Source organism: Curtobacterium subtropicum, from assembly GCF_030362975.1.
Lineage (GTDB): Bacteria > Actinomycetota > Actinomycetes > Actinomycetales > Microbacteriaceae > Curtobacterium > Curtobacterium subtropicum.
This window is the reverse complement of the sequence record NZ_JAUCMM010000021.1, coordinates 1-5539: the sequence shown is the minus strand read 5'-3', so window position 1 is coordinate 5539 and position 5539 is coordinate 1. Positions and strand designations below refer to the sequence as shown.

General features: G+C 55.9%; 3 rRNA genes. All 3 read left to right on the top strand.

Going from position 1 to position 5539, the window contains the following annotated elements:
• Nucleotides 1–197: 197 nt before the first annotated feature.
• The 3 genes from QUG98_RS16530 (at nt 198) to rrf (ending at nt 5532) form a co-directional block, all read left to right on the top strand.
• Nucleotides 198–1719 (top strand): 16S ribosomal RNA (locus QUG98_RS16530).
• 425 nt (nt 1720–2144) lie between these two features.
• Nucleotides 2145–5275, top strand: a 23S ribosomal RNA gene (locus tag QUG98_RS16525).
• A 140-nt stretch (nt 5276–5415) separates the two neighbouring features.
• Nucleotides 5416–5532: ribosomal RNA gene (gene rrf / locus QUG98_RS16520) — 5S ribosomal RNA — on the top strand.
• Together the 16S, 23S and 5S rRNA genes form the textbook arrangement of a ribosomal RNA operon.
• The last annotated feature ends 7 nt before the right edge of the window (nt 5533–5539 follow it).

Sequence of the window (5539 nt, the reverse complement as noted above, 5' to 3'; positions counted from 1 at the left end):
GAGTGGGGGGTGCGTCTGGTCCTTGAGAACTCAACAGCGTGCACATTGTCAATGCCAATTATTTTGACCCCGTGCCTGGTCGGTTTGCTGACCGGGTCGGAGACAATTCCTTTTGGATTGAATTGATTGTCCAGTGGACAGTCTTTACAGTCATGATCAACTCGGCCTGCTGCTTTTGGTGGTGGGTTGGTAATTTTTTTACGGAGAGTTTGATCCTGGCTCAGGACGAACGCTGGCGGCGTGCTTAACACATGCAAGTCGAACGATGATCAGGAGCTTGCTCCTGTGATTAGTGGCGAACGGGTGAGTAACACGTGAGTAACCTGCCCCTGACTCTGGGATAAGCGTTGGAAACGACGTCTAATACTGGATACGACTGCCGGCCGCATGGTCTGGTGGTGGAAAGATTTTTTGGTTGGGGATGGACTCGCGGCCTATCAGCTTGTTGGTGAGGTAATGGCTCACCAAGGCGACGACGGGTAGCCGGCCTGAGAGGGTGACCGGCCACACTGGGACTGAGACACGGCCCAGACTCCTACGGGAGGCAGCAGTGGGGAATATTGCACAATGGGCGAAAGCCTGATGCAGCAACGCCGCGTGAGGGATGACGGCCTTCGGGTTGTAAACCTCTTTTAGTAGGGAAGAAGCGAAAGTGACGGTACCTGCAGAAAAAGCACCGGCTAACTACGTGCCAGCAGCCGCGGTAATACGTAGGGTGCAAGCGTTGTCCGGAATTATTGGGCGTAAAGAGCTCGTAGGCGGTTTGTCGCGTCTGCTGTGAAATCCCGAGGCTCAACCTCGGGCTTGCAGTGGGTACGGGCAGACTAGAGTGCGGTAGGGGAGATTGGAATTCCTGGTGTAGCGGTGGAATGCGCAGATATCAGGAGGAACACCGATGGCGAAGGCAGATCTCTGGGCCGTAACTGACGCTGAGGAGCGAAAGCGTGGGGAGCGAACAGGATTAGATACCCTGGTAGTCCACGCCGTAAACGTTGGGCGCTAGATGTAGGGACCTTTCCACGGTTTCTGTGTCGTAGCTAACGCATTAAGCGCCCCGCCTGGGGAGTACGGCCGCAAGGCTAAAACTCAAAGGAATTGACGGGGGCCCGCACAAGCGGCGGAGCATGCGGATTAATTCGATGCAACGCGAAGAACCTTACCAAGGCTTGACATACACCGGAAACGGCCAGAGATGGTTGCCCCCTTGTGGTCGGTGTACAGGTGGTGCATGGTTGTCGTCAGCTCGTGTCGTGAGATGTTGGGTTAAGTCCCGCAACGAGCGCAACCCTCGTTCTATGTTGCCAGCGCGTTATGGCGGGGACTCATAGGAGACTGCCGGGGTCAACTCGGAGGAAGGTGGGGATGACGTCAAATCATCATGCCCCTTATGTCTTGGGCTTCACGCATGCTACAATGGCCGGTACAAAGGGCTGCGATACCGTAAGGTGGAGCGAATCCCAAAAAGCCGGTCTCAGTTCGGATTGAGGTCTGCAACTCGACCTCATGAAGTCGGAGTCGCTAGTAATCGCAGATCAGCAACGCTGCGGTGAATACGTTCCCGGGCCTTGTACACACCGCCCGTCAAGTCATGAAAGTCGGTAACACCCGAAGCCGGTGGCCTAACCCTTGTGGAAGGAGCCGTCGAAGGTGGGATCGGTGATTAGGACTAAGTCGTAACAAGGTAGCCGTACCGGAAGGTGCGGCTGGATCACCTCCTTTCTAAGGAGCATCTGACCGGCCCTGCTTGCAGGTGTCTTGGTTCAGGCGCCGATGCAACCCGAGTGTGGTTGCCGGTAGCTCATGGGTGGAACATTGACAGTGCAGTCGGGAGCGCAGCTTCCGGCCTGAGTACGCCAGTTCGCTGGTTGGAAGGGGTCGGGGTGAGCGGGTCGGCTGGTGCACGTTGTTGGGTCCTGAGGGACCAGGCTTCCCGGTCGTGATGATCGGGGGTTGAGCCGGCGGACGGGTTGTCCGGATGGTTCTTCGAGTGGGCTGCATGAAGCGAACCGGTTGGTTCGGGGAGTGTGGTGCCGATCGTATGTTGAGAACTACACAGTGGACGCGAGCATCTTAGATCGCTCGGGACGATGGTCATCCTTTCGGGGGTGGTCGGGTGTCGAGTCGATCGCAATTTTAATCTTTGTGGTCAAGTTTCTAAGAGCAAACGGTGGATGCCTTGGCATCTGGAGCCGAAGAAGGACGTAGAAATCTGCGATAAGCCTCGGGGAGCTGATAATCGAGCTGTGAGCCGAGGATTTCCGAATGGGGAAACCCCGCCGGGCGACTTGTCGACCTGGTGACTCCCGCCTGAATATATAGGGCGGGTAGAGGGAACGTGGGGAAGTGAAACATCTCAGTACCCACAGGAAGAGAAAACAACATGTGATTCCGTGAGTAGTGGCGAGCGAAAGCGGATGAGGCTAAACCGATCATGTGTGATAGCCGGCGGGCGTTGCATGGTCGGGGTTGTGGGACACGTCGCTCAGTTCTGCCGGACTGGGGCGGTTACAGCGCATCATAGTCGAACCGGTTTGAAAGCCGGGCCGTAGTGGGTGCCAGCCCCGTAGACGAAATGGTGTCATGGCCGGATGTGTATCCCAAGTAGCACGGGGCCCGAGAAATCCCGTGTGAATCTGTCAGGACCACCTGATAAGCCTAAATACTCCCAGATGACCGATAGCGGACAAGTACCGTGAGGGAAAGGTGAAAAGTACCCCGGGAGGGGAGTGAAATAGTACCTGAAACCGTTTGCTTACAAACCGTCGGAGCCTCCTTGTAGGGGTGACGGCGTGCCTTTTGAAGAATGAGCCTGCGAGTTAGTGATATGTGGCGAGGTTAACCCGTGTGGGGCAGCCGTAGCGAAAGCGAGTCTGAATAGGGCGATTTGAGTCGCATGTCCTAGACCCGAAGCGAAGTGATCTATCCATGGCCAGGTTGAAGCGACGGTAAGACGTCGTGGAGGACCGAACCCACTTCAGTTGAAAATGGAGGGGATGAGCTGTGGATAGGGGTGAAAGGCCAATCAAACTTCGTGATAGCTGGTTCTCTCCGAAATGCATTTAGGTGCAGCGTTGCGTGTTTCTCGCCGGAGGTAGAGCTACTGGATGGCCGATGGGCCTCAACAGGTTACTGACGTCAGCCAAACTCCGAATGCCGGTGAGTGAGAGCGCAGCAGTGAGACGGTGGGGGATAAGCTTCATCGTCGAGAGGGAAACAACCCAGACTACCAACTAAGGCCCCTAAGCGTGTGCTAAGTGGGAAAGGATGTGGAGTTGCACAGACAACCAGGAGGTTGGCTTAGAAGCAGCCACCCTTGAAAGAGTGCGTAATAGCTCACTGGTCAAGTGATTCCGCGCCGACAATGTAACGGGGCTCAAGCACACCGCCGAAGTTGTAGATTTCGCACACAGACAAGCCTTCGTGGTTCAGTCGTGCGGAGTGGTAGGAGAGCGTCGTGTGGCGAGTGAAGCGGCGGAGGAATCCAGCCGTGGACGCCACACGAGTGAGAATGCAGGCATGAGTAGCGAAAGACGGGTGAGAAACCCGTCCTCCGAAAGACCAAGGGTTCCAGGGCCAGGTTAATCCGCCCTGGGTAAGTCGGGACCTAAGGCGAGGCCGACAGGCGTAGTCGATGGACAACGGGTTGATATTCCCGTACCGGCGAACAACCGCCCAAGCTAATCCAGTGGTGCTAAGAGTCCTAACCCGGTACATCCGGATCCCTTCGGGGTGATGGTGTCCGGTCTAACGCTCGACCCCATGCTGGTGCGGCTAGCGTATGAACAGGTGTGACGCAGGAAGGTAGCTGAGCCAGGCGATGGTATCCGTAAGGTGAACCTGGTGTAAGGATGTAGGGCTGACGATAGGCAAATCCGTCGTCTGTGTGCCTGAGATCCGACGCGTACCCGTCAAGGGGAAATCAGTGATCCTATGCTGCCGAGAAAAGCATCGACGCGAGGTTGCAGCCGCCCGTACCCGAAACCGACTCAGGTGGTCAGGTAGAGAATACCAAGGAGATCGAGAGAATCGTGGTTAAGGAACTCGGCAAAATGCCCCCGTAACTTCGGGAGAAGGGGGGCCGGACACGTGATACGACTTCTCGTTGTTGAGCGTTGAAGGCCGCAGAGACCAGTGGGAAGCGACTGTTTACTAAAAACACAGGTCCGTGCGAAGTCGCAAGACGATGTATACGGACTGACGCCTGCCCGGTGCTGGAAGGTTAAGAGGAAGGGTTAGCCCTCGGGCGAAGCTCTGAATTTAAGCCCCAGTAAACGGCGGTGGTAACTATAACCATCCTAAGGTAGCGAAATTCCTTGTCGGGTAAGTTCCGACCTGCACGAATGGCGTAACGACTTCCCAGCTGTCTCAACCGCGAACTCGGCGAAATTGCACTACGAGTAAAGATGCTCGTTACGCGCAGCAGGACGGAAAGACCCCGTGACCTTTACTACAGTTTGGTATTGGTGTTCGGAGTGGCTTGTGTAGGATAGGTGGGAGACTGTGAAGCGGGCACGCTAGTGTTCGTGGAGTCATTGTTGAAATACCACTCTGGTCACTTTGGATGTCTAACGTAGGACCCTGATCGGGTTCATGGACAGTGCCTGATGGGTAGTTTAACTGGGGCGGTTGCCTCCCAAAGAGTAACGGAGGCGCCCAAAGGTTCCCTCAACCTGGTTGGCAATCAGGTGGCGAGTGTAAGTGCACAAGGGAGCTTGACTGTGAGACTGACAGGTCGAGCAGGGACGAAAGTCGGGACTAGTGATCCGGCAGTGGCTTGTGGAAGCGCTGTCGCTCAACGGATAAAAGGTACCTCGGGGATAACAGGCTGATCTTGCCCAAGAGTCCATATCGACGGCATGGTTTGGCACCTCGATGTCGGCTCGTCGCATCCTGGGGCTGGAGTAGGTCCCAAGGGTTGGGCTGTTCGCCCATTAAAGCGGTACGCGAGCTGGGTTTAGAACGTCGTGAGACAGTTCGGTCCCTATCCGCTGCGCGCGTTGGAAATTTGAGAAGATCTATCCCTAGTACGAGAGGACCGGGATGGACGAACCTCTGGTGTGTCAGTTGTTCTGCCAAGGGCACCGCTGATTAGCTACGTTCGGACCGGATAACCGCTGAAAGCATCTAAGCGGGAAGCCGTCTTCGAGATGAGATTTCCATGCACCTTGAGTGTGAGAGGCTCCCAGCAGACTACTGGGTTGATAGGCCGGATGTGGAAGCGGGGACCAACGACCCGTGGAGCTGACCGGTACTAATAAGCCGAAGACTTGACAACACAACTATTACCCAGACCGTTTCCGGTGTGGGGCTCGCGTCCACTTTGTGGTTCCCGACAGACGATCGGGAATCAAACTGAATACTTCAGCAATGCTCTGAAGGAACAATGGTTTGATCCAGGATCTGGGTCGACAGTGTTCCGGTGGTCATAGCGAGAGGGAAACGCCCGGTCACATTCCGAACCCGGAAGCTAAGCCTCTCAGCGCCGATGGTACTGCAAGGGGGACCTTGTGGGAGAGTAGGACGCCGCCGGACTCAACGT